The organism is Bacillus sp. ISL-47, from assembly GCF_018613175.1.
Taxonomy (GTDB): domain Bacteria; phylum Bacillota; class Bacilli; order Bacillales; family Cytobacillaceae; genus Cytobacillus.
Genome location: NZ_JAGGQS010000022.1, coordinates 1 through 21,767, shown reverse-complemented (window position 1 = coordinate 21,767; position 21,767 = coordinate 1). Strand labels below are relative to the sequence as shown.

Sequence of the window (21,767 nt, the reverse complement as noted above, 5' to 3'; positions counted from 1 at the left end):
CAATCCACGCACTATTGGAAACAGGATATCATCGATCCTGAAGGACATACAGAACGATTATATTATCGTTCCTGAAAAACCGGGTATGGGCTTTGAAAAACTACCATTAGAATAGTAGAAAATGTAACTATTTTTAGCAGGATATTTTTAAAGCAATAAAAACTATACAGGAATAAGGGAGAAAAACAGTTCATCGTTTTGATGGACTGTTTTTTTTGGGGTGGAGTAATAACTGCTCAAATGACTCGTCTGACTTCTATTTCCTCCTCCTCTTTGTGACCCATGTCACCGAAACTTTGTCTGATTTTTGTTAATATAGTGACAAATTTGAAAACATTTGCAAGAGGGGTGCATGGATTGAGCGTAAAGGGTTTAGCTTTCATAACAATTATTTTGACATACATCTTAATCGTATTTGGGGGCTATGTAGCATCCTCTGAGTCTGGTATGGGCTGCGGGCCAGAGTGGCCTTTATGTAATGGACTGGTGATACCAATTCTTGAAGGGGATACTTTAATTGAATTTGCTCATCGGGTAATTGGCGCAATACTTGGGATTATTTCTGTTGCGCTATTTCTTAAAATTAAACAATCCAGACCTGACCCGGATTTAAAATCGGCTTCCTGGGGATTAATGATTCTTCTCATTCTTCAAATACTATTAGGAGCAGTAGTCGTTCTGCTCGATTTACCGGCCATTGTTGTTTCCATTCATCTGATCATTGCTATGCTTTTCCTGGCAAATCTAATATGGATATGGGGAAAAATCGCTTTCGGGAATGGAAATCAGCTTTCGCTGGGTAAAAACAGAAAGAATACAGCAGTATCGTCCCATCTAAATGTTGTTTTATTGCTAGTGGTGCTGACTTTATTTTTGGGTGCTTATATAAAGCATCAGGCATTTGGATTGGCATGCGGCTGGCTCGAGTGTGGTAATGGGTTTATTCCTGCATCCATACCGGGGATGTTCCAAACAGGCCACAGGCTGCTAGCTGGTGTTTTAGCATTTTATATATTTATTCTTACATATATATCTTTTAAGAAAAGATGGAATGCTGGTTTGCAAAATAGGCTAATGGCAGCCTCATTAATTGTGATGGGCCAAATACTCATCGGCATAATCACAATCATTAGTTACATTGAAGTTTCATGGGCCGTCCTCCACCTGGCGCTGGGCACTGCACTTTTTGCTTTTGTTTTTGAAACGAGAGTATATGCGTCTACTGTGCATAGCATGGAAACTACCCTGAGAGCAGTAAAGAGCAGGCAGCAATACCTAGATTAATTAAGTATCCCGCTGCTTTTGCAGAGGGATTTTTTACTACAGAAAAGGCCGCCTAAAGAGAAAGAAGAGTTGTCGGGCTTTGTAAGGAGACATTAGGATCTCATCAATAGGGCAGAAAAAAATTTAAACCTTTACATCATACCTATCCAGGTATAAAATAGATGATAAATGAGCCTTTACATGACTCTTTTAGGAGGGGGAATGAACATGCTTGAAGAAAAAAAGAATAATGCTGAAGATTGCAAAACTGGAACCTGAGGCATTAGCAGACCCTCCTCTCAGGTTGAGGGGAAAAAAGCAAAATCACTGCCTCCAATATGACCAGGTACCTACGTATGGCTCCTGGTAGGAGCTATTTACTTATTATATAAACTTTTTACTTAAAAAGGCCGTCTTTTGACGAGCCTTTTTTTAATGCTTGGCTCTGTTAAAGCTTATTGTTGTTTATTCATAGTCCTGCAGGAGTGCGGATCAAAGGAAGACCCCGGGAGGAGCGTCGGACCGCCCGTGGTCAGGGTATCCAAATGCTTAAAAATAGAATGCAGGTTACTTTTGCATATCCCTTTTTGTTATTTCACTGCGAATATCCGTATCCTTTGAGAATTCAGTGTCCTGCTTTTTGTTATTTGGATATTTGTTTTTTCTTTCGCGATTGTCATTTTTGTTTGTCATGGTCATAACCTCCTTTTCTCTGCTTTATTTTGCAGCGTGGGGGGACCGTTTATTCGCAGTTTTTAACTGGGTGGAAAATATTTACAAAGTTATGGCGTAGCGAATAATTCATTGAAACCAGCGAACAAATCACAAAAACCAACGAATAAAACAGGGGAATTAGCGAACAAACTTGTAAATTAGCGAATAAACCACTGATTTTAGTGAAAAAACAGCGCGATTCTAAAAGCCGGCCCCTGTTTAGGGCCGGCCAAGCTAAAGAAGCCGTATGTTAAAGATTTTGCTGGTTTCTTAGCTGCTGTTCTGCCATGGCGACAAGACGTTTTGTCATTTCTCCCCCGACAGAACCGTTTGCTCGTGCGGTCGTATCAGCACCAAGCTGAACACCAAACTCATTGGCAATTTCTTGCTTCATTTGATCCAATACATTTTCTGCACCGGGCACCAAAAGTTTGTTTCTTGCCATGATACATCACTCCCGACGATTTTTTGAGCAAATACATGCTCGTTTTTAACTTAACCGATTAATGAAAGGCAGATACCATTTTAAATTTGCCAATAATTTTGCATCAAAACATAATTAACATGTGAGGTTTTATAACATAAAATTTAGAAAATTATAAAAAACACATTGACATATTGGTAAATTAGGATAAAATAAGATTAAATTAAATGATGTAAGAAAATATAACATGAATATATTAATATTACTTACATCATTAACTAAGGGAGGAAATAAAATTGGATGCCACGTTTTTAATGAACAGTTTATGGGTAATGTTAGGAGCCATTTTAGTTATCTTCATGTTAGGCGGATTTATTATGCTTGAGGCTGGTTCGACAAGAATGAAGAATGCCGGCCATATTGCAGGCAAAACCATTTTTACTTTCGGGCTTGCTTCACTTGTGTTTTGGGCTGTAGGTTTTGGTTTCATATTTGGTGATAATGCCAACTTTTTAGTCGGACTTTCAAATTTCTTCTACTCGGGTGCTGAGCTTGAAGGGATGGGCTTATCTTCTCCTGTATTCTTCGTTTTTCAGCTGGCATTTGCTGGCATTGCCATCACGATCGCGCTAGGCGGATTTGCCGAACGTGCAAAATTATCCGTTTACCTCATTTTTACTATATTGTTTTCCGCAATTGTTTACCCGGTTGTTGCACATTGGATCTGGGGCGGCGGGTGGCTTGCAGAGCATGGCAAGCAGGATTTCGCCGGTTCTACAGTTGTTCACTTAACAGGTGCTATGGCAGCGCTGGCTGCCACTATTTTGCTAAAACCGCGTATTGGAAAATTCAATAAAGATGGTTCAGCAAACAACATATATGGACATAACCAAGTTTATACTGCATTGGGCGTACTGATTCTTTGGGTCGGCTGGTTTGGATTTAACGCCGGCAGCACCTTATCAGTTGAAGATGGCTTCTTTGGATTTGTAGCATTGAACACAAACCTGGCTGCTGGAGCTGGCGCTGTAGCTGCATTGATTATTTCCTGGATGGTAATGGGCAAATCAGATGTACCGACCATGCTTAATGGGGCTTTGGCAGGCTTGGTTGCCATTACTGCTTCTTGTGCTTTTGTTGATACATGGGCATCAGTTGTAATTGGGCTTGTGGCTGGAATCCTTGTGTTCTATAGTGTCAGGTTCTTTGAAAAGAGAAAAATCGACGATCCTATTTATGCTTTGTCGGTCCATGGTGCAGCAGGAATTTGGGGAACTTTATCTACAGGATTCTTTGCAACACCAGAGCTGGCCACAGTTGGAAAGCCAGGGTTATTTTACGGAGGCGGTTTTGAACAGCTGGGCGTACAATTTATGGGGGTAGCAGTATCCGGACTTTATGCATTTGCTGTATCTTTCATTACTCTGGCAGTCGCCAAGAAGTTAATGGGAGGACTTCGTGTAACAGAGGAAGAAGAAATTATGGGATTGGATTTAAGTGAACACGGCAGCTATGGATACCCGGAAGTATTCATTGCTGAAGAAAACAAAAGGTTAAGCTCGTAAACCTTCAAAATACGGGCTTCCTTAAAGGAAGTGTCCGGATGACTTGCGGAAATAAATCTTATCAATCCCTGAAAAAATGGAAAGATGAACAAATCTTGAATTTTCGGTCTGATACTTATGCGCTGAATGAGTTTCATGATCGTGTTATGAAAACAGTTTTTGATATAGCCTTGGATCGAATGAATAATGAAAAATTGCCCTCATGGAAGTTCGCCTGGTTCGCTACGGGAAGCGGGGGGAGAAAGGAACAAGGCTTTTTAAGCGACCAGGACCATGGGCTGATATATGAAGCGAAAGATCCTGAGGCTGCAACATACTTTTTGAAGCTGGGCGAGGAGATAGCAGAAGGACTTGAGACAGTTGGATACCCCTGCTGCGAAGGAAAGGTAATGAGTTCCAACCCGATATGGTGCAGGGATTTAGTGGAGTGGAAGGAACAGATATCAGATTGGATGGAAGAAGGAAGCTTGCAAACAATGAGAAATCTGCATATTTTCTACGATAGCCGAGCGCTGGCTGGTGAAAATGAATATATTGGAGAATTAAAATCACTCATTCATAATCGTATTAACCATGATCCCAATCTGCTGAGCCGGCTGATGGAAACGAGTATGCATATGAAAAATGCGGTTGGTCCGCTTGGCCAGCTTCTTCCGGAGGAAAAAGGAACCCATCAAGGTAAGCTGGATCTCAAATACACCGCATTTATCCCTTATGTAAATGCGGTTCGGATTCTATCTATCAAAGAAGGGATATTTGAAACTTCAACGATTGCCAGGCTGGAAAAGCTTCAAGATATGAAAGACTATGGTGCAGTAATGAACAGATACCAAAACAATTTTGCCACTTTATTAAAATGGCGGCTTCTGGCCTATAAACAAACTGATACCTACGATGATACCCACTTCCTGCAATTAAAAAGCTTAACGAAGGGGGAGAGAAATGAATTAAGAAGTATTTTAAGGGATGGAAAAAAGCTTCATCAATTTGTGATCAGGACCGTTGAAAAGGGTGTAGTGTAATGGGATTCGATCCTTTTGTACAATTTGTCAGAGGAATTCAAGGGAAGCTTCATTCCAATATGTTTGGGGGCTTGAATGGACAGAACGCTCAGCATATGGCGTTTATCAGGCAAATGCAAAGGGAACTGGAAAATGCCGATTCAATGGCCATACCCATCAGAAAGTTAAATGTTGTTGTGTTTGATATCGAAACAACAGGGTTTTATCCGGATAAAGGTGATCAAATCATTTCCATTGGAGCAGTTAAAATAATCGGAGGGGAAATTTGCGACAAAGATTGTTTTTATTCCCTCGTGCAATATGATAAACATCTTCCTCCAGAAATAAAGGAACTAACCGGGTTATCTGAGGGTCAATTAGTTGAAGCACCTTCCCTAGCGGACGTTTTGATCAGATTTTTTGAATTTGTTAAGGATATGCCGCTTGTTGCCCATCATGCAAATCATGAAAAAAGCTTTATGCGCCACAGCTGCTGGAAGTTGTACCGCACTCCTTTTAAGCATAAAATATTGGATACGTCCTTCCTTTACAGGGTGGCAGAACCTGATCAGGCTCTTTTCAAATTAGAAGAGCTGTGTGAATATCATGGCATTCCCGTGATTGGCCGCCATCATGCGCTCGGGGATGCGAAGCTTACCGCGCAGCTATGGTGTATATTAAGTGAAAAAGTGCAGAATTCAGGCTGTGCAAATTTAAAGGACGTTTATGAGCGTCTGGCAAAGCTTAGTTGAATTCTTTAAAGGTCAGTTCTGAACTTAACGTTCAGGCTGATCTTTTTTTGTGGCATAAAATGCTGAAAAAATTCTTATACTTTATTGACCAGTTTGGTCAAGAGGGATATAATGAAATTGTAGTTGACCGATTCGGTCAAAAATGAAGTGAAGGAGACAAAAAATGTTTTCCAAGTTTTTAAGTTTAGATCCGGAGAAACGGGATCGGATCATAAATGCGGCAACAAAAGTATTCGCACAAAAAGGCTACCGTAATGCCTCAACAAACGAAATTGTCAAGGAAGCTGACATCTCCAAGGGATTGTTATTTCATTATTTTAATAATAAAAAAGATATGTATTTATTTTTGTATGATCACTTGATGGAGGTGTTTTCTGAAAAAATATCGGAAAAACTGGATTGGTCAGAAAGGGATATCTTCATTAAGCTGCGTCAAATCACATTAATTAAATTTGAGTTATTTGATGTATATCCTGAAATATTAAATTTTTTTAAAGCGGCCTACATGGAAGAGGCTGAGGAAGTGAAAGGCGAACTTGAACGCAGAAATAAAGAAATGCTGTCCAAAAGCTATAAGAAGTTTTTTTCGGATATCGACACATCTCAATTTAAAGAAGGTATTGATATTAAAAGAGCAGTAGATATCATCTATTGGACGATCGAAGGTTTTGGCAATCAGCAGCAGGATCAAGTGATTTCTGCGAACCTGGGGCAAATTGATATTGATAAAATAATGGCCGAAATGGATGTGTATCTTGAGCTGTTAAGAAGGGCTCTTTACATAGATAAATAGCCGTTACTTGAATTTTTACTCGGTTAAACTTGCCTGTTGATATACACTCCAGGAGCTCAGCGAGCCGAGAGCAGTCACGGCGCATTAACGCCTGCGGGATCTCCCTTTAACACGCTCTTCTCGCTGGACGTGTATCAAGCATCTCCGAATTCACACCGCACAGGTATTGCGAATCACTTTCGAGGATCTCGCGCCTTCTTCTCTAATTTACAGGGTGCCCAAATTTAAAATGAGCTTTAACACCGAATTTTTATAAATGAGGAGGCTGTACCATGAGTATTATTGAAATCAGCAATCTGACTAAAACCTATGGGAAAGCAAGAGGGGTCCATAATATTAGTTTTACAGTGGAAGAAGGGGAAATTTTTGGTTTTATCGGTCCGAATGGGGCGGGAAAGTCGACCACGATACGTACACTGCTGGGACTTATTTATCCTACTGGCGGCAGTGCAAAGATCTTCGGAAAAGATTGTATTAAATATGGACCTGAGATAAAAAAGGATATTGGCTATTTGCCTTCTGAGGTTTTTTATTATGACAATATGAAGGTTTTTGATTTGTTAAAATACTCTGCGAGCTTTTATAAAAAGGATTGCAGCAAACGAATTCACGAACTTGCAGACATTTTGAACCTGGACCTTTCTAAAAAGATTGATGATTTATCTCTGGGCAACCGGAAAAAGGTAGGGATCATCCAAGGACTCCTTCATGAACCTAAACTGATTATCCTGGATGAACCGACGAGCGGATTGGATCCCCTTATGCAGCAAAAATTCTTTGATTTGTTAAAAGAAGAAAATAAAAAAGGTGCCACTATCCTTTTTTCATCCCACATCTTAAGTGAGGTGCAAAGATTGTGTGACCGGGTTGCCATTATTAAGGAAGGGGAAATCGTTACGCTGGAGAAAATCAGCACCCTGAAAGAGAGTACCTACAAAAAATTTAAAATCGAAACAGCTGTTTCCATTGACAAGGAATATTTTCAAATGGAAGGTGTTAATGACCTGGAGGCAAATGGGGGAACGGCTACCTTTTTATTTAAGGGGAATGTGAATTCCATGATGAAGAAAATTGCTGGAATTGATATCGTGAATATTTGGATTGATGAGCCTGACCTGGAGGAGATTTTTATGCATTATTACGAAAAGGAGGACTAATAGGCTATGAATATATTTATACATGAATGGAAGTCCTGCAGAAAATCAACGCTAATCTGGTCACTTTCATTGGCTTGCTTAACCATCCTTCTCTTTTCAATGTTTCCTGCTATCGCAAGAGATGCCGAGGAATTTAAGAGTGTGCTTCAAGGTTTTCCGGAACCAGTCCGAAAAGCAATCGGACTGGAAATAGATAGTATTGCTACTTTGCTGGGATTCTATTCCTATGTGTTTTTGTATGTATCCCTTTGTGGGGCAATACAAGCTATGAATCTTGGAACCTCTCTATTAACAAAAGAAATTCTTGAAAAAACAGCAGATTTTCTATTAACCAAACCTATAACGCGGAAACAAGTTCTAACTTCCAAACTGTTGGCTGCAGTTGCCTCATTAATCATAACAAATATCTTTTTTATAACGGCTGCAAATATAATGGCTTCTATAGTTAAGACTGGCAGTTACAGTATGTCTGCCTTTGTTCTAATTTCTGCTTCTTTATTTTTGCTGCAGCTTATTTTTCTGGCTATTGGGATTCTTGTGTCGGTTATTGTTCCGCGTATTAAATCGGTTCTTTCTGTTTCACTGGCCACTGTTTTTGGCTTTTTCATGCTTGGAATCTTCGGTTCGGCCGCGGGTGATGAAGCAATGCGTTATATTACACCTTTTAAATATTTTGATCCAGCCTATATCGTTGAAAATTCAGCCTATGAACCGGCATTTCTTGCTCTGGGGGCGGTCATTATTGTGGCAGCAATTTCGGCTGTTTACTATATTTATTCAAAAAGGGATATTGCATTCTAATAGCAAAGGGAGGTGCTTATATGAATTTATTTTTCAGGGAACTAAAAGCCAACCGTAAATCATTGATCCTCTGGTGTATCGGCATTTTGTTGATGGTTGCAGGCGGTATGAGTAAATTTGAGGGAATTTCTTCGTCCGGTCAGTCGATGAATGAATTAATGGAAGCCATGCCCAAGGCACTACAGGCGATTATGGGGACTGGGTCGCTTGATATCTCTACTGCAGGAGGATATTACGGTGTGCTTTCTTTGTATTTGATGGTGATGGCGGCAATCCACGCCGGGATGCTGGGGTCGACTATTGTCTCAAAGGAAGAACGTGAAAAAACAGCTGAATTTTTACTTGTTAAACCTATTTCAAGAAACAAGGTAATTACCTGGAAGTTAATAGCTGCGCTAGTGAATGTTTTGCTATTCAATATCGTCACTTTCGTTTGTTCTGCAGCAGCGGTAGAGTATTATAACGATGGGAAAAGCTTGAATGGAGATATTGCGCTTTTGCTGGCAGGGATGTTTATCCTCCAGTTGATTTTCCTTTTTCTGGGGTCTGCAATTGCATCTGCCGCCGGGAAACCAAAAACAGCTGCATCGCTATCAACGGCGATTCTAATGGGCACCTTTCTGTTATCCATTATGATTGACATTAGTACGTCGATTGATTTTCTGAAGTACCTGACACCTTTTAAATACTTTGAAGCAAAACAGGTTATGTTCGGCGGAGGATTGGAAGCGGTTTTCCTGATTTTATCTGCAGCATTCATTTTATTTTTTATATTCGCAACCTATAAGTTTTATAAAGATAAGGATATGGTCGTTTAAAAAGAAGCATGGATTCCGGTCCATGCTTCTTTTTTAGCCTTAAAACTCTCCATCGAATGGGGTGAAAGGAATATTAAGCCTATTTTCTACAGCTCTTAGTCTTTGATTTAATCTGTTGAGCCTGCGAGTGTGGCGGTCAACAGTCTGATTTAGCATTCGTACTTGATCAGTTAAGTTAGTTAACTGCCTGTTTAAGCGTGTAATTTCTCTCGATTGGTCCTGATTTTGCCTCTCCAGAGCCGTTACCCTTCTTTCAAGCTGAGGTGGCTGTCTGTCAGAATCATATTGTTCAAATTGCTGAAGCTCTGGAGTGAAGTGGCCTGAAGGCTGAGGAAGATAACCTTGATAATAGCCATATGGATACATTTGGGCATTCTCCTTTTTTACAAAATGCTAAAGCTCCATATAAACTATGCCAAAATGGGCGGAGAGGCACGGCAAAAGCCTATTCTGAATTTTGCTGCCATTTATTTTTCTCATAGATTGTTGTTCTTACCACAAACTTTGCCCGTTGATTAAACTTAGTTAGCAGTGAGAAGCAATAAACTATACGAAAAGTGCTATTTTTTTATATTTAGGGCCTAAAAAATGTGCAGAATATCTGTTGTATCTCGTTCGCTTTTGGATGATTTTGTAAAATAACCGGCTAATGCAACCTCTAGCATTAGTCTTTTACTATTATCTTTAATAAAGTCTCTGCCTAAGATCTCCTCCAGTTTCTCAAGACGATGGTATAACGTTTGCCGAACAATAAATAATCGGCTAGCTGCTTCTTTCTTATTTCCTAAACATTGTAAATAGATATATAAAGTAAAAAGCAAGTTACGATCATTTTTTCGGTCATACTCAATGAGGGGCATTAGATACTCGTAAATCAAATTTTGTAAATCGTTTTCCCCGATTGAGGTCAGGAGTTTTTCAGTATGAAATTCTTCGTATATAACAATGTCACTACTTTTAAAATTTCGAGTATAATCAAGAGCTTTTTTTAATGTAGTGATACTTGATTGGATTAATTCAATACTTCGGACCTGTGCGCCCAAAATAAATTTATAATTATTAGATGGTGTCTGTATAGTACTGAAAATCCGGTTTTTGAAGGTTAATGTGTTTGGCGATTCATCAAACCAGAGAATTAAATGACCTGGGATATCACTTAAATAACTATGAATAAACGATAACTGATTTTTCTTTGCCTTTGAGTATAAACAAGCTATATCCATTTTAAAATTACCCAAAATAAGTGCAGAGTAGACAGGTAAATCTGCATGGTGTTTGAACAACTCTTTCTTTGTTTCTTCCAATTGTTCAAAATCTGATCCATTCCATAAACTTTGAAGGCAAAAGAGGAATTGCTTTTCAGGAGTTGGGAAGTGCAGTAAATCATACACTTTCCTGGTTATATCTATAAATCGGACTTGTCTTTCAAACACGATAATTGGAAAATCAGCGTCTTCTGCCAAATGGATAATCGCCTCAGGTAAGTTATCTATGTATGTGTGCAGTTCGATGCAAATACCGGCTGCTCCTCTAAGAATTAATTCTTTTACGAATTTTACTCCTGTATCTGGATTCTGTGACCAGCCGATACCGGTTGTCAAAATCAATTCTCCTCCATTTATCAATGTACCAACTTCAGTTACTTCCAAAATATGTGCCCATTTCACCCTGCGGTTTATTCCTTTTTTTCCTGCAAGAACTTTATAACCATTAAAACAAGTAAAGTTAAATAACTCTGAAATAGTCAAGGTATGATTTGATGGCAAGTCGTTCTCCTCCTTTGGACACTTTGTAAAATCAATTAACTTAATTATACATAAGTTGTCTAATGAGTCAGAATGGATTTCATACTAAAATTAATATTGTAAATATTCTGTATTTAATTTTAGGCAAGAGTGAGAGAAAAGCAGCAAAGGAAGGACAATTCATGAGGTAAATTCCTGCAAAAAGCTATTACGGTAAAAGGGATAGCTATAATTATAAAGGAGGTATAGATATGGATCAGATAAAGAGTGCAATTGAAAAGGATCGAAGTTATATATGGCATGCCATGAACCGTTATTCACCTGAATCAAAACCTTTAATTATCGAAAGGGCTGATGGCGTTTTTGTCGAAGATATAGAGGGTGTAAGATATTTAGACGCTATGAGTGGACTCTGGTGTGTGAATTCAGGTTATGGGAGGACTGAGTTTGCAGATGCTGCAGCAGAACAATTAAGTAAGATGGCTTATTTTCCTATGTCTCAAAGCCACATGCCTGCTATAAAATTAGCGGAAAAATTAAACGATTGGCTTGAAGGAGAGTATATTATTTTCTTTTCGAATAGCGGATCTGAAGCTAATGAAACTGCCTTTAAAATAGCCCGCCAATATCACGAACAAAATGGTCAATCAGGGCGATTCAAAGTTATTTCCCGTTACAGGTCCTATCACGGGAACACAATGGGTGCTCTTTCAGCAACCGGTCAGGCACAAAGAAAATATAAATATGAACCACTTGCAGCAGGGTTCATCCATACTGTTCCCCCAGATTGTTATCACTGCCCGGTTAATAATAATCCTGAGAATTGCCATTTAGAATGTGCAGGACTCTTAGAAAAAACGATTAATTGGGAAATGAGCGAAACAGTTGCAGCGGTAATCATGGAACCTTATATCACAGGAGGCGGAGTGCTGATTCAGCAAGACGGGTACCTGAAAAAGGTTGAAAAAGCCTGCAAAAAAAGCGGTGCCCTGCTGATTATGGATGAAGTAATTTGCGGTTTTGGAAGGACAGGAAAAAAATTCGGGTTTATGCATGAAGGAATCCGGCCGGATATAATTACAATGGCAAAGGGCATTACAAGCGGCTACCTTCCTTTAGCTGCAACTGCAGTACGAAAAGAAATTTTCGATACTTTTAAAGGAAGTGAAGAGTATGACCATTTTCGCCATGTAAATACGTTTGGCGGTAATCCCGCTGCCTGTGCCTTAGCATTAAGGAATCTGGAGGTTATGGAAGACGAGAGATTAATAGAAAGATCAAACTCAATGGGTGAGCAGCTCATGCATTTAATGAAAGAGATGTTGTCTCATTCAAACGTTGGTGATATTCGTCAAAAAGGACTTTTGATGGGAATTGAGTTAGTTGAAGATAAAATGACTAGAGAGCCTCTTAATACAGGGAAAGTTAATCAAATCATTGCATCATGTAAAAGTTTCGGTGTGCTCATTGGTAAAAATGGAGACACTGTCGCAGGATTTAATAATGTGCTCACAATTGCTCCTCCATTAACAATTAGTACTAATCAATTGCAGCATTTGACAGATGTTGTCAAGAAATCCATCAATGAAGTGTGCAAGAGGTAAAACTCAAAAGGGGGGGAAAGGGATGAAGTATGAAGTTGATCAAAAAGATCCACGGTTTAAAATTTCGCATAGGGAAGCTTGGATTGGTATTATCCTGGTAATCATTAATTTCATATGGTGGTTTGGCTTTGCATATGGAATGGGATCGAAATCAGTAGAGAGTTATTCTTATGTTTGGGGTTTGCCAGCATGGTTCTTCTATAGTTGTGTTGCAGGATTTGCAGTAATGGTTATTTTAGTTATACTCGCTGTCAAATTTTTATTTAAAGAGGTACCCTTTGAGGATGAAGGGGGCGATTCATAATGAAATGGGAAGTAATGATTCCACTTATCATCTTTTTAATTGTGATTTTCATTATTGGCTTTTGGGCCAGTAAACAATTGAAAAACACCAATACTTTCCTCGAGGAATATTTTCTTGGAGGGAGACAGCTTGGCGGGTTTATCTTGGCAATGACAATGATAGCCACTTATGGAAGTGCCAGTAGTTTTATTGGCGGGCCGGGGGTTGCCTATAATCAGGGGCTTGGTTGGGTATTGCTCTCAATGGCACAAGTGGCAACTGGCTATTTTGTTTTAATGATTTTAGGGAAAAAATTTGCGATTGTTGCCAGGAAATACAACGCTGTAACATTAATTGACTTTCTAAAAGAGCGCTATCAAAGCAAATGGGTGGTTTTGCTTTCAGCCCTTAGCATCATCATATTTTTATTCTCTGCTATGGCTGCACAATGGGTAGGGGGAGCAAGATTAATAGAGTCATTGACAGGCCTGTCATACACTGCTGCCTTGTTTCTTTTTGCAGCATCAGTAATGGTTTATGTAATCATTGGAGGATTTAGGGCTGTAGCACTTACGGATACAGTACAGGGAGTTGTTATGTTCTTTGGTACACTTATCCTGCTAGTTGCAACTGTTATAGCGGGTGGAGGCCTATCCAATATCATCTCGGATCTGTCTGCTGAAAACCCAAATTTAATCACACCTTTTGGCCATGATGGAAGTTTGACGCCTCTATATGTTTCTTCCTTCTGGATTTTAGTAGGTGTAGGGGTAGTAGGGCTGCCGCAGGTAACAGTAAGGGCGATGTCTTATAAAGATTCAAAAGCGATGCACAAGGCCTTGATTATCGGAACAATTGTTGTTGGGTTCATTATGCTGGGAATGCATTTGATCGGTGTCTTTGCCAGGCCAATTCTGCCTGGAATCGATGTCGGTGACAAAGTAATGCCTATGATTGCGATGGAAGTTTTGCCGGCATGGCTGGCTGGCATCGTTTTAGCAGCTCCTATGGCAGCAATTATGTCAACGGTCGACTCACTTTTATTAATTGTAAGTTCAGCAGTAGTTAAAGATGTTTATCTTAATTATATAAAACCAGATGCAACCGATAATAACATAAAAAATATAAGTTTTACTGTGACGACTGTGTTGGGCGTATTAGTCTTTTTGATGGCCCTTAGCCCTCCTGATCTATTAATATGGCTGAATCTCTTTTCTTTTGGCGGTCTTGAAGCAGCTTTCATTTGGCCAGTTGTTCTTGGTTTATATTGGAATTCCGGCAATAAATTTGGTGCAGTCACTTCGATGATCCTGGGTGTAGGTTCCTATATACTTTTCCATATTTATTATCCTAACGCACTTGGAATGCATACAGTAGTTTTGCCAATTCTTATATCATTAATAGGATTTATTACAGTAAGTTTAGCCACCAACCATAGTTTTAACAAGCCTTCGGACGGTAAATTGCAGACTGATGGCAAGGAAGGAGTTTTTTAAATGATCAAAACAAATGAAAGGCAAGAGCGACTGAAAAGGGATGGAAAAGAAGTTGTGGAATTAACAAAGAATTTGGTAAAGATTCCGAGTGTTTACCGACCTGGAGTAGAGGGAGGAAATGAAGAAAAGGTAGCACAGTTTACAGCTGACTATTTGAAGGGGCTAGGAATCGAAGTTCATATAGAAGAAGTAGAGCCCGGAAGACCAAATGTCATTGGGATTGTAGATTCTGGAAGACCAGGAAAGACACTGTTGTTTGAAGGGCATACAGATGTTGTAACAGAAGGTGACCGTGATGCCTGGACACATGACCCCTTTAGCGGAGAAATAATTAATGGAAGAATGTATGGCAGAGGTACAAATGATACAAAGGGAAATCTGGCTTGTATGATCACTGCTGTTCATTCACTTCTAAGAGATAATGAGGAATGGAATGGAAAAATCATACTTTGTATTCCGTGTGATGAAGAAGGCATGATGATCGGCATAAAGAATTTTATAAAACATGGATGGGCGGATAATGTAGATGGGGCAATCATTTGTGAACCAGAAGAAAATCAAGTGTGCATTACACAAAAAGGGGCTATGCGTGCAGTTGTAAATGTATTTGGGAAAATGGCCCATGGAGCAATCCCTTTAAGTGGTGTTAATCCCAACACGAGAATGGCGAAACTAATCTGTGAGCTGGACCGACTGGAACAGAAAGAGAAAGAAAGGTTGGGGAATCATCCAATGCTGGGCTGGCCAAGTATCACTCCAACCATTTTGCAAGCGCCAGTCAGAGGCGATGCTCAAATTAATGTCATACCAGATCAGTGTATGACAACGTTAGATATAAGGACAGTACCTGGTCAGGACCACAGTGAGCTGAAGAGAGAGATTAGAGATATAATTAATCGATTATCCGAGCAGGATCCGGACTTTAAGGCCGAATTTGAAGTAATCGAAGACCGTCCATGGACTGAAACTGACATGGAAAATGCGATAGTAAAGGCAACAGCAAAAGCAGTATTCGAGGTTACCGGTAAAGAACCTGTTTATAATGGAGTTCCAGGTGCTACAGACGGTACTTTTCTCCATGTTGCGGGGGTTCCGATTGTAACTATTGGAGCTGGTGACCGAGAAGTTCCCCATCAAATAGATGAGTATGTTGATATTGAGGAACTTGCAGAGACCACAGAGATTTTTCGGACAGCAGCATTATTGTTTTTAAATGAAGGGGAAGAAGAATAGAACCATACAAAATAGCCATCCCTATATATACAAAAATGGCTTATGGATTCTTAGGAAAAATTTTCAGATAAAAAACATGTCCCAAAAGCACATCTTTTGGGACATATTTTTATATGGAAAAGTTCTTTGTAAACCATATGAATGTTATTTTTATGGTGAATTTTAAGGAAAAAAATATATTCTAATATTAAAAGTATATCGACTAATAGCTAAAATATCCCAAACCAATTCAAGAAGATGTTCCTGTAAGCAGCTGAAAGTGGTGGTAATTAGAAGGGCGGCAGAATAGGGAATCGGAAGCTTATTACCTAAATTTCATAATTTGATAGGATAGCGCCTAATTTGGAAGGGGCACTCCAGCCTCTACATAAAAGGGGGAACACCTTTGCTGATTTCTGAAACAAGAGAGGAGAGGGACTGCAGCTGCTGGTCATCCAGGTCAAATGCAGTTTTGATCTTGTTTTCAAGGTCTGCTGTTACTCTTCTTTTGCCTACCTCAACTAGGGCGATTAAAGAAAAGCTGCAGCTGACAATTCTTGCAAAGTCACGCTGTGTCATATTATAGCTTTTCCTGATCAGCTTAATAATTTCTTTATCCATCACAAAATCATCCTCTAAAAAATTGTACCCATTATTTACGGGCCGTTCTGTTGTATGAATGAAGTCTCTTTAGCTATAAAATTAGCATTTGGTTAGGGCTTTGTCAAAGTAATTTATTGAAAGTGGAAATGTGGTTTATTAGAGTTAGAAATGGTATATTTCATCCCTTTCAAGGATCAGAATAGGTAACGCAAAAGGAAGGGGGAGATACTTTATGAATATACTCTGGGATTTTGATGGAACTTTGTTTGATACGTATCCGGCCTATACGGCTATAGTAAAAGAGGTTATGGGTAACGCGAATATTCCGGATATCGAGATATTTGCCCAATTAAAAATTTCTTTCACAGATGCCTTTCAGTATTTCCAGCTTACTGAGGAACAAATTATGACGATCCGTAAACAGGCAAGGAGCCTTAAGCCTAAGGATTTAAAGCCTTTTCCGCATTTGGAGGATGTGCTAAAGCTGGCAGATAAAAATGTCATTATGACACATAAGGAACGGGAGGATGTTGCAGCTATTCTTGCTTTTCATAAGCTAGACGTTTACTTTGAAGATATGGTAGCCGGTGATGATGGATATCCTCGAAAGCCCCATCCCGCTTCCTACGAATTTCTGCATGAAAAGCATAGGATTGATTTAGCAGTAGGCGACAGGGAAATTGATATACTGCCGGCTAAAAGCCTTGGAATTAAGACCTGTCTTTTTCAAAACACGGCACCCGGTGCGAATTTTTATCTGGAAAACTACAAAGATTTTTTGAGGGTCGTAAAGTAAAAACGTCAGCACTGTTTTTGCCGTGCTGACGTTTTTTTTATATTTAGTGCATGTGATTTTATAACTCAAGTGACTTCGGAGAATTTTCCTTTGAATTCATAAGCCTTATATGTTGAGGCTTAATTTCTATAACCACGTAGTTTAGATCATTCGGTGCGTCAAACCAGGGTCTAATATTTTTTCTATGATTTTTTTCTGATTCCTACGATTAAACCTTTCTCATGATCTTGTTCCATCATCATATTTATCGCCAAATAGTTTCTTCTTTTCAATCGTTTCAAAATCCGCTTTGTACTTTTCTTCTGTTGATGAGCTGCTCTTTATTTTGGATCCGTTTTTTTCCTCCTCTTTTTCCTGGTTGAGGTCTTCTACTGGAAGCGGGTCAACATTTTTTTCACTCTCGAATTTATCAAATAAGCTTTCTTTTTCAGTTTTATATTGTTCCGGTCTATCCATTTTTCCATCCTGCAATTTTTTATCTGCCATGTAAGTAATCCTCCTTATTTCCGATTCTTTTCCTGAGGTTTTTCGGGCTCTCTTTGGGGCTCAATATCTTTGTTGTGTTTTTTCTTTTGCTCTTGCTCTATAGAATCATTTTCTGCAGTTCTTTTTTCAGCCATCAAACTATAACCTCCTTTAGGTAGTTAGTATTCATTACCCGCAGCAGGATAAGTGAAACGTTGCTGAGCACGATCTCAGGCGGAGTTTATAAGTATAAAAAGAATCAAGTTTATTTATGGTTAGTAAGAAACCTTTAGTCCGAATGATTCTATCGCTTAAGGAGAGACTATTTAGTACTCTGCATTAGTTGGTGAATAATATGTTTAAAAAGAAAAATCAGATTGCCGATATTAAAGCTCTTTTTAAAAAAGAGATTGGCCATACCATGGATGCTGTATTTCAGGATTTGGAGATAGAAGGGCAAAAGGTGCTTCTCGTATATTTGAGCAGCATTTGTGATACGGAAAAAATTCAAAGTGATCTTGTGAAGCCATTTTTTGAAATAAGCCAAACAGACCAGTTTGCCCAATATCTTCAATCATTGAATGGAGTAAAAGAATATGCTGAGTTTGATCAGGCTTTAAAGGAAGTGATGAGAGGAAGTGTGCTCATACTGTTTGTGCATGCTGCCTATACAGTTAACTTCAAAAACTATATTAGCCAGGGAGTTCAGGATGCCTCCGTTGAAACTACCATTCAGGGACCGCAAACTGCTCTTAGTGAGGATTTGGGCACGAATTTAAATATTATCAGGCATCGTTACCATCAGCCCAGTTTGACTGTCGAAAAAAATGAAATTGGATCTGTATCTGGTTTAGAGATGCATTTGCTTTATGATGCCAAAAAAGTGGACCCGGAAGTACTTGGTAATCTTAGGGAGAAAATAGAAGAGATAAAGTATTCCAACGAGATTATCCAATCCGCTGGTGAATTTCATCGATTATTGACACCAAATAAAAGATCTTTATTTCCTGTTTTTATGATAACAGAACGTACAGACCGGATTGCTTTGAATCTCTCACAAGGAAAAATCGTCCTTTTGATGGAGGGCTCGCCCTTTGCTTTGATTCTTCCGGCTGTATTCTATGATTTTATGAGTTCGATGGAGGATTTTTACCAGCCCTATTGGGTGGGGAAATTTTTGCACGGGCTCCGCTATTTTGGTTTATTAATCAGCCTTATTTTGCCGGGTTTGTATGTGGCCCTTGCTTCTTATAACCCGGAAGTATTTCAGATTCAGCTTGCGCTGGGGATTGCGGGGAGCCGATCTTCTGTCCCCTATCCTACCTATCTGGAAGTATTGTTTATGCTTTTAATGATGGAGCTTTTAACAGAGGCATCCATAAGGCTTCCTAAAACGATTGGTTCAACAGCCACTACGGTGGGCGGGCTCATTTTAGGGCAGGCAGCAACTGAAGCGGGGCTTGTGTCTAATATTATGATAATTCTTGTATCGGCCGTGGCCATTTCAAATTTCGTTATTCCAATTAACGAAATGAGCTTCTCTATGCGTATTGTAAAATACCTGATTCTTTTTATAAGCACCTTAACGGGCATGATTGGGCTAATAGTAGGTCTAATGGGATTAGTGGTATATTTGGTCAGTCTTGATAGTTTCGGCCATCCATACTTGAGGGTGTTTTTAGGGGAAAGCAAAGATGGAAAGCAAGGAGCAGCAAAATGAAAAATAGGTACTTATACTATTTAATCATTTTAAATATGCTTGCGAACTTGATTGTCTTTGTACCGCGTATCTTAATAGATGAGCGGCGCGATGGAGCTGTAATGGCTTTGATTTTAGCCCTTCCGCTCGGAATAGCAGTAATCTTTCTTTTTATAGGAGCTCTTTCAAAGTTTCCTGGAAAAGGGCTGCCGGAAATCTTAATGGTATCTTTTTTGCCTGTATGGATGGGAAAAGTAATGTTGGTTTGTTTTTCAATGATTTGGATAACATCAGGTATCATATCGCTGATCGCTTTTACTCATATTACGGAAAGGTTCATTAACCCTGATATGCAGGGGTGGCAAATTGGTCTCCTTTTTATTGTGTTTGTATCCCTTGCTGTCTTACTAAAGACAAAGAAAGTATTATTTTTGCTTGAGATTGTCCTAATTTTGAATGGGCCGCTTGCTATTTTCCTCGTTTTGAAAATCTTTTTATCCGGATCTATCGACTGGCAGGAAGTACGTGAAGGGACCACTTATATTTTTGAAATGGCTAATTGGAAATCTCTTTCAGCATCAACCTATTTATTTTCCGGCTATGCGAACATGGTTATTTTTAATCGCATGTTTAAGAAAAAGATTGGAAGGCGTCACTTATGGCTGTTCATTCCTGCAGGTGCAGGAATGCTGATCACTACATACTTTGTCCCGATTGGCATATATGGTTTTGATGCGGTTGGAGAGATTGAGTATCCCTGGCTTACAAGCGCAGATGCTATTAGAATGGAATTCGGATTTGTGGAGAGGGTATTTTTTATATTTCTCCTCATGTATATTGGCATCTCCCTTATTAATGTGATTGTTCACTGGCATGTTGGACAGCAGCTTATCATTGGAGCATTTCCAGGGAAGAAAAGGAAAAACAAGCGTATAACCCTTGAACATCTATTGCTCGGGTTGTTTTCAGGCATGTACTTTTTTCTTTTATTCTACTTAAATGAAACAGAATCCTTTAAGTTAGCAGAGTGGTGGATGAAAATAAGAATGCCCGGGGAGTATTTTATGGTCATCCTTCTAATTATAGTGGCCTGGAGGAAAAAATAATGAGAAAAGTGATGTGGATCCTGCTTGCTTCTATTATAATTCTCGGGATGGCCGGCTGCGGTTTCAAGGATATCGATAACCGTTTTTTTGTAGTATCAATGGGAGTAGGAAAAGCAGAAGCAGCGGATCAAATTAAAGTGATTGTGAAGCTTGCGATACCTTCCGGTGAGACAAGAGCGGATGAAAGCAATTTTATTATTATTTCAGAAGACTCGGAGACGATATCGGATGCTATTCGAATTATAAAATCCAGAGTAGATAAGGAATTGGACTTCGGCCATTTGAAAGCCATTATTTTTGATGAAGAGCTCCTTGATCAAAATGTTGAGAAAGAATTGGACTGGTTTTTAAGGAGGCGTGATGTTCAAATGATTGCTTGGGTTGCAGCTGGGAGGCCATCTGCTGAAGAAGTCTTAAAGATAAAACCCAAGTCAGAGCGTCTGCCCTCCAATACGATTTTTCTTGCTTTTGATTTAAAAGGGTCTGAGTCTCCTTATACGATTGCCAAATATCTATTTGAATTTTACAGGGAAAATAAGAGCAGAGGTATTAGTGCAATTATGCCAGTAATTGAAGCAAAGGGGGATCTTCTTGAAATAAATTCTTCTCTTATATTAGATGACTATAAAAAGTCGGCTTTATTGGGCAGAGAGGAAACGAAAATGATGAATCTCCTTAAAAATGGCCTTGAGAATCCGCAGTTTAAAGTAAAACAGGAAAAAGAAATTTTTGTTGTGAGTGCCAAAAAGGCAAAGACTGCTTTAAAGCTTAGAACACCTAAGGGAAAGGACCCAGTTATGGATATCTCTATTAAAGTGAACGGTCTTATAGAGGAGGCCCATACCAATATAAATGATCAAAACCTCGAAAAATATAATGAAGCCCTGGAAGAGGAAATAGAAGCTGACACCCTTGCTCTGCTAAAAAAGCTGCAGGATCAAGGGGCGGACCCAATTGGTTTTGGACTGCGCTATAGGGGTTCGCATTTTCAAAATGATTCTGAATGGAAGGAATGGCAGGAAATATACCAAAGGCTTCGATTTCAAGTAAAAGTTAGTGCTGATATTCAAGGGACAGGGCTGATTGAATAGAAGGGGTAACTAAGATAAATATAAAGAGCTTTTAGTCCCGTAACTTGGTAAATAACTTTATATTTTCAGTTAACTTTTTAAAAATAATGTAAATCATTGTTAAATAATGGATTACACCCTTTGAAATGCCAGGAGATTTTGTATGATTAACTCTGTAAGATATTTTAAGCAGCCAAGGAGGAATAGAAATGAAGAAATGGTTATTAGCTTTGATGGCAGCTCTAATGATTACAGGTCTGGCAACAGGGTGCAGCAATGAAGAAGAAATGGACGAGACAAACACAGAGGAAAATGAAGATGCAGGAACTGAAGAAGGAACTGAAGAGGAAACCGAGTAAGTCTGAAATTGTATGAATTGAAAAGAGGCTGGGACATAACT

24 protein-coding genes are annotated in these 21,767 nt (G+C 39.1%); 17 read left to right on the top strand and 7 right to left on the bottom strand.

Features of this window, described 5'->3' with window-relative positions; genetic code table 11:
* Positions 1 to 357: 357 nt before the first annotated feature.
* Complete coding sequence (locus J7I93_RS08590) at positions 358 to 1,284, top strand: COX15/CtaA family protein (RefSeq protein WP_214725255.1); 927 nt, start codon at positions 358 to 360, stop codon at positions 1,282 to 1,284.
* 546 nt (positions 1,285 to 1,830) lie between these two features.
* Here J7I93_RS08590 and J7I93_RS25395 read toward each other — a convergent pair.
* Positions 1,831 to 1,956: a hypothetical protein gene (locus J7I93_RS25395; RefSeq protein WP_285289070.1), complete on the bottom strand. Its 126-nt coding sequence runs from the start codon at positions 1,954 to 1,956 to the stop codon at positions 1,831 to 1,833.
* 271 nt (positions 1,957 to 2,227) lie between these two features.
* Positions 2,228 to 2,422, bottom strand: a complete 195-nt coding sequence (locus tag J7I93_RS08585) for an alpha/beta-type small acid-soluble spore protein (RefSeq protein ID WP_110067807.1) — start codon at positions 2,420 to 2,422, stop codon at positions 2,228 to 2,230.
* A 275-nt stretch (positions 2,423 to 2,697) separates the two neighbouring features.
* Between J7I93_RS08585 and J7I93_RS08580 the strand changes: the two genes are divergently transcribed.
* The 7 genes from J7I93_RS08580 (at position 2,698) to J7I93_RS08550 (ending at position 9,288) form a co-directional block, all read left to right on the top strand.
* Positions 2,698 to 3,966, top strand: coding sequence for an ammonium transporter (locus J7I93_RS08580; RefSeq protein ID WP_214725253.1), 1,269 nt, complete (start codon positions 2,698 to 2,700; stop codon positions 3,964 to 3,966).
* A gap of 38 nt (positions 3,967 to 4,004) precedes the next feature.
* The gene (locus J7I93_RS08575; protein ID WP_214725251.1) at positions 4,005 to 4,988 is read left to right on the top strand and encodes a DUF294 nucleotidyltransferase-like domain-containing protein; all 984 of its coding nucleotides are present in this window, start codon (positions 4,005 to 4,007) and stop codon (positions 4,986 to 4,988) included.
* The gene (locus J7I93_RS08570) at positions 4,988 to 5,719 is read left to right on the top strand and encodes an exonuclease domain-containing protein (protein WP_214725250.1); all 732 of its coding nucleotides are present in this window, start codon (positions 4,988 to 4,990) and stop codon (positions 5,717 to 5,719) included. The genes J7I93_RS08575 and J7I93_RS08570 overlap by 1 nt, the downstream gene beginning before the upstream one ends.
* A 163-nt stretch (positions 5,720 to 5,882) precedes the next feature.
* On the top strand, positions 5,883 to 6,512 hold the full coding sequence (locus J7I93_RS08565; protein WP_214725249.1) for a TetR/AcrR family transcriptional regulator: 630 nt from the start codon (positions 5,883 to 5,885) through the stop codon (positions 6,510 to 6,512).
* A 272-nt stretch (positions 6,513 to 6,784) separates the two neighbouring features.
* A complete protein-coding gene (locus J7I93_RS08560; RefSeq protein WP_214725247.1) occupies positions 6,785 to 7,669 on the top strand; it encodes an ABC transporter ATP-binding protein in 885 nt (294 codons plus the stop codon).
* 6 nt (positions 7,670 to 7,675) lie between these two features.
* Complete coding sequence (locus J7I93_RS08555) at positions 7,676 to 8,470, top strand: ABC transporter permease subunit (protein WP_214725245.1); 795 nt, start codon at positions 7,676 to 7,678, stop codon at positions 8,468 to 8,470.
* A 20-nt stretch (positions 8,471 to 8,490) separates the two neighbouring features.
* Entirely contained in the window at positions 8,491 to 9,288 is a 798-nt protein-coding gene (locus J7I93_RS08550) for an ABC transporter permease subunit (protein ID WP_214725243.1), read from the top strand.
* Positions 9,289 to 9,327: 39 nt separating this feature from the next.
* On the opposite strand, the gene J7I93_RS08545 is transcribed toward J7I93_RS08550, so the two are convergent.
* Both J7I93_RS08545 and J7I93_RS08540 read right to left on the bottom strand, forming a co-directional pair.
* Positions 9,328 to 9,654 (bottom strand): hypothetical protein, encoded by a 327-nt coding sequence (locus tag J7I93_RS08545; protein ID WP_214725241.1) that lies wholly within the window; start codon positions 9,652 to 9,654, stop codon positions 9,328 to 9,330.
* A gap of 215 nt (positions 9,655 to 9,869) precedes the next feature.
* Positions 9,870 to 11,054, bottom strand: a complete 1,185-nt coding sequence (locus J7I93_RS08540) for a PucR family transcriptional regulator (RefSeq protein ID WP_214725239.1) — start codon at positions 11,052 to 11,054, stop codon at positions 9,870 to 9,872.
* Between the two features lie 230 nt (positions 11,055 to 11,284).
* Here J7I93_RS08540 and J7I93_RS08535 point away from each other — a divergent pair, with 230 nt between their 5' ends.
* Genes J7I93_RS08535 through J7I93_RS08520 form a run of 4 tightly spaced genes read left to right on the top strand, consistent with a single transcriptional unit; the run spans position 11,285 to position 15,649 of the window.
* Positions 11,285 to 12,637, top strand: coding sequence for an aspartate aminotransferase family protein (locus J7I93_RS08535; protein WP_214725237.1), 1,353 nt, complete (start codon positions 11,285 to 11,287; stop codon positions 12,635 to 12,637).
* Positions 12,638 to 12,659: 22 nt separating this feature from the next.
* A complete protein-coding gene (locus J7I93_RS08530) occupies positions 12,660 to 12,941 on the top strand; it encodes a YhdT family protein (protein ID WP_214725235.1) in 282 nt (93 codons plus the stop codon).
* Positions 12,941 to 14,416 carry a sodium/pantothenate symporter gene (gene panF / locus J7I93_RS08525; protein WP_214725233.1) on the top strand — a complete coding sequence of 492 codons (1,476 nt, stop codon included), beginning with the start codon at positions 12,941 to 12,943 and terminating at the stop codon, positions 14,414 to 14,416. The genes J7I93_RS08530 and panF overlap by 1 nt, the downstream gene beginning before the upstream one ends.
* Entirely contained in the window at positions 14,417 to 15,649 is a 1,233-nt protein-coding gene (locus J7I93_RS08520; RefSeq protein WP_214725231.1) for a M20 family metallopeptidase, read from the top strand.
* A gap of 363 nt (positions 15,650 to 16,012) precedes the next feature.
* On the opposite strand, the gene J7I93_RS08515 is transcribed toward J7I93_RS08520, so the two are convergent.
* Positions 16,013 to 16,249 carry a helix-turn-helix domain-containing protein gene (locus J7I93_RS08515; RefSeq protein ID WP_026583460.1) on the bottom strand — a complete coding sequence of 79 codons (237 nt, stop codon included), beginning with the start codon at positions 16,247 to 16,249 and terminating at the stop codon, positions 16,013 to 16,015.
* Between the two features lie 214 nt (positions 16,250 to 16,463).
* Here J7I93_RS08515 and J7I93_RS08510 point away from each other — a divergent pair, with 214 nt between their 5' ends.
* Entirely contained in the window at positions 16,464 to 17,027 is a 564-nt protein-coding gene (locus J7I93_RS08510) for an HAD-IA family hydrolase (protein ID WP_214725229.1), read from the top strand.
* 219 nt (positions 17,028 to 17,246) lie between these two features.
* Here J7I93_RS08510 and J7I93_RS08505 read toward each other — a convergent pair whose 3' ends face one another.
* Together J7I93_RS08505 and J7I93_RS08500 are read right to left on the bottom strand one after the other, a co-directional pair.
* Positions 17,247 to 17,513: a hypothetical protein gene (locus J7I93_RS08505; RefSeq protein ID WP_214725227.1), complete on the bottom strand. Its 267-nt coding sequence runs from the start codon at positions 17,511 to 17,513 to the stop codon at positions 17,247 to 17,249.
* A 14-nt stretch (positions 17,514 to 17,527) separates the two neighbouring features.
* Complete coding sequence (locus J7I93_RS08500) at positions 17,528 to 17,647, bottom strand: 3-methyladenine DNA glycosylase (RefSeq protein WP_214725456.1); 120 nt, start codon at positions 17,645 to 17,647, stop codon at positions 17,528 to 17,530.
* 200 nt (positions 17,648 to 17,847) lie between these two features.
* On the opposite strand from J7I93_RS08500, the gene J7I93_RS08495 reads away from it, so the two are divergent.
* From J7I93_RS08495 to J7I93_RS08480, 4 genes are all read left to right on the top strand, one after another.
* On the top strand, positions 17,848 to 19,212 hold the full coding sequence (locus tag J7I93_RS08495) for a spore germination protein (protein WP_214725225.1): 1,365 nt from the start codon (positions 17,848 to 17,850) through the stop codon (positions 19,210 to 19,212).
* Positions 19,209 to 20,297: a GerAB/ArcD/ProY family transporter gene (locus J7I93_RS08490; RefSeq protein ID WP_214725223.1), complete on the top strand. Its 1,089-nt coding sequence runs from the start codon at positions 19,209 to 19,211 to the stop codon at positions 20,295 to 20,297. Before J7I93_RS08495 ends, J7I93_RS08490 begins: the two co-directional genes overlap by 4 nt.
* The gene (locus tag J7I93_RS08485; protein WP_214725221.1) at positions 20,297 to 21,388 is read left to right on the top strand and encodes a Ger(x)C family spore germination protein; all 1,092 of its coding nucleotides are present in this window, start codon (positions 20,297 to 20,299) and stop codon (positions 21,386 to 21,388) included. Before J7I93_RS08490 ends, J7I93_RS08485 begins: the two co-directional genes overlap by 1 nt.
* Positions 21,389 to 21,576: 188 nt before the next feature.
* Positions 21,577 to 21,726, top strand: coding sequence for a hypothetical protein (locus J7I93_RS08480; RefSeq protein WP_214725219.1), 150 nt, complete (start codon positions 21,577 to 21,579; stop codon positions 21,724 to 21,726).
* Positions 21,727 to 21,767: the final 41 nt, after the last annotated feature.

Coding starts and splice junctions, on each gene's coding strand:
- J7I93_RS25395 (WP_285289070.1), bottom strand. CDS start 1,956: ATGACAAACAAAAATGACAATCGCGAAAGAAAAAACAAATATCCAAAT.
- J7I93_RS08585 (WP_110067807.1), bottom strand. CDS start 2,422: ATGGCAAGAAACAAACTTTTGGTGCCCGGTGCAGAAAATGTATTGGAT.
- J7I93_RS08575 (WP_214725251.1), top strand. CDS start 4,005: ATGACTTGCGGAAATAAATCTTATCAATCCCTGAAAAAATGGAAAGAT.
- J7I93_RS08570 (WP_214725250.1), top strand. CDS start 4,988: ATGGGATTCGATCCTTTTGTACAATTTGTCAGAGGAATTCAAGGGAAG.
- J7I93_RS08565 (WP_214725249.1), top strand. CDS start 5,883: ATGTTTTCCAAGTTTTTAAGTTTAGATCCGGAGAAACGGGATCGGATC.
- J7I93_RS08560 (WP_214725247.1), top strand. CDS start 6,785: ATGAGTATTATTGAAATCAGCAATCTGACTAAAACCTATGGGAAAGCA.
- J7I93_RS08555 (WP_214725245.1), top strand. CDS start 7,676: ATGAATATATTTATACATGAATGGAAGTCCTGCAGAAAATCAACGCTA.
- J7I93_RS08550 (WP_214725243.1), top strand. CDS start 8,491: ATGAATTTATTTTTCAGGGAACTAAAAGCCAACCGTAAATCATTGATC.
- J7I93_RS08545 (WP_214725241.1), bottom strand. CDS start 9,654: ATGTATCCATATGGCTATTATCAAGGTTATCTTCCTCAGCCTTCAGGC.
- J7I93_RS08535 (WP_214725237.1), top strand. CDS start 11,285: ATGGATCAGATAAAGAGTGCAATTGAAAAGGATCGAAGTTATATATGG.
- J7I93_RS08530 (WP_214725235.1), top strand. CDS start 12,660: ATGAAGTATGAAGTTGATCAAAAAGATCCACGGTTTAAAATTTCGCAT.
- panF (WP_214725233.1), top strand. CDS start 12,941: ATGAAATGGGAAGTAATGATTCCACTTATCATCTTTTTAATTGTGATT.
- J7I93_RS08520 (WP_214725231.1), top strand. CDS start 14,417: ATGATCAAAACAAATGAAAGGCAAGAGCGACTGAAAAGGGATGGAAAA.
- J7I93_RS08515 (WP_026583460.1), bottom strand. CDS start 16,249: ATGGATAAAGAAATTATTAAGCTGATCAGGAAAAGCTATAATATGACA.
- J7I93_RS08510 (WP_214725229.1), top strand. CDS start 16,464: ATGAATATACTCTGGGATTTTGATGGAACTTTGTTTGATACGTATCCG.
- J7I93_RS08505 (WP_214725227.1), bottom strand. CDS start 17,513: ATGGCAGATAAAAAATTGCAGGATGGAAAAATGGATAGACCGGAACAA.
- J7I93_RS08500 (WP_214725456.1), bottom strand. CDS start 17,647: ATGGCTGAAAAAAGAACTGCAGAAAATGATTCTATAGAGCAAGAGCAA.
- J7I93_RS08495 (WP_214725225.1), top strand. CDS start 17,848: ATGTTTAAAAAGAAAAATCAGATTGCCGATATTAAAGCTCTTTTTAAA.
- J7I93_RS08490 (WP_214725223.1), top strand. CDS start 19,209: ATGAAAAATAGGTACTTATACTATTTAATCATTTTAAATATGCTTGCG.
- J7I93_RS08485 (WP_214725221.1), top strand. CDS start 20,297: ATGAGAAAAGTGATGTGGATCCTGCTTGCTTCTATTATAATTCTCGGG.
- J7I93_RS08480 (WP_214725219.1), top strand. CDS start 21,577: ATGAAGAAATGGTTATTAGCTTTGATGGCAGCTCTAATGATTACAGGT.